A 1,339-nucleotide genomic window follows, 5' to 3' on the forward strand; every position below is an offset into this window, starting at 1 on the left:
CTGCGCATTTAAAGCTGACCGATGCTTCAATTCCGGTAGAAGTGAACCTGCCGAAATGGGATGAGCCAGCTCAACGCTACTGCCCGGCGGGCGTGTATGAAATCATGGAAAATGAGGATGGTTCAAAACGCTTCCAGATTAATGCATCCAACTGTGTGCACTGCAAGACCTGTGACATCAAAGATCCATCCCAGAATATCACCTGGGTAACACCGGAAGGTGGCGGTGGTCCGAATTATCCGAATATGTAATCTCTGCTGAGATCAAAATAAACCCGCTTCAAAGCGGGTTTATTTTTTTATCTTTTATTTAAAAATTGTTTAATAAATAAGCTAGACTTTGTGTAACAATCCATAAAAATCCGAAAATAAATATTAAATATTGTATATAAAAAAGATACGGATATTTATCCATTAACTGGACTAACTGCCGTTTTTCAATTTTAAAATAAAACCCCTTTCTATAAAGTTTCTTAAATTTAATTTCCATTTTTATATTTAGAGTCTCCCTCCAAAAAACTAATGGCAAAACACTTAAAAAGTAAAAATTAAAAATTTCCAAAGGTTTTTTATATGTATTTTCATCATCAAATATAGTTTTACAAATTCCTTTTAAATTCATATTTATGTAAATATATTGGAGAATAAAGAAGAGTAAAAATAAAACAAAAAAAACAACACTTGTAAATATTAATGGTATGGTTTTTATTAAATATAAAATAGTGTCCATTATTTAATATTCTCCCCTCTAGACTCAACTGCATCATATATTTCTTCAGATATCCATCCGGCACCCTCACTTGCTAACATTCCACCTATTGCTGATACTCCGGCGACAACACCTAATACAATTAAGGAACTCCCCCCTGAAGCGATAGTTAATACAATAAATCCTCCGATAGCTGCCCCTCCTAAACTGCCAGCAATTTTAGAGGTTTCAATGACAGATTTTTTGACTTTTTCTTCAGATTTCGCTTCATTTACAGCTTCTATAGCATTATAAACATCTAATGCTAAAAATAAGTATCCTCCCCCTTTTATAGTTTTGCTTACTTTCCCTAACTCACTCATGTTTTTAACATAATCTTTCATTCCACCTTTATAAGTATTTCCTCTAGCCAAAGCTGAATGATTGATTAAGCGTCTCATATTATTTGTTTTAATAGATTAGATCTCTTGCGAAAGTAAAAACCGCCTCAATATAAATTTCATGAGATATCAAAAATTAAATCGTTTTTCAGATTCTGACTTCAAACGCTTGGTTGGCGTACCTCGACAAGTTTTTACTGAAATGGTTGAGGTCTTAGAAAAAGCTGAATCACTCAAAAAGAAATCAGGTC

The 1,339-nt window shown here is 33.3% G+C and carries 2 protein-coding genes and 1 pseudogene; 2 read left to right on the forward strand and 1 reads right to left on the reverse strand.

Features of this window, described 5'->3' with window-relative positions; all coding sequences use genetic code 11:
• Positions 1-251, forward strand: a 251-nt coding sequence (locus tag NI461_RS13970) for a 4Fe-4S dicluster domain-containing protein (RefSeq protein ID WP_253157840.1), incomplete at its 5' end; no start/stop codon positions are given.
• 477 nt (positions 252-728) lie between these two features.
• On the opposite strand, the gene NI461_RS13975 is transcribed toward NI461_RS13970, so the two are convergent.
• Positions 729-1,148, reverse strand: coding sequence for a hypothetical protein (locus NI461_RS13975; protein WP_227548041.1), 420 nt, complete (start codon positions 1,146-1,148; stop codon positions 729-731).
• Between the two features lie 61 nt (positions 1,149-1,209).
• Between NI461_RS13975 and NI461_RS13980 the strand changes: the two are divergent.
• A pseudogene (locus tag NI461_RS13980) lies at positions 1,210-1,339 on the forward strand (IS5/IS1182 family transposase); the annotation flags it as partial.

The sequence above is a fragment of the Acinetobacter sp. S4400-12 genome (assembly GCF_024129495.1).
Lineage (GTDB): Bacteria > Pseudomonadota > Gammaproteobacteria > Pseudomonadales > Moraxellaceae > Acinetobacter > Acinetobacter lwoffii_C.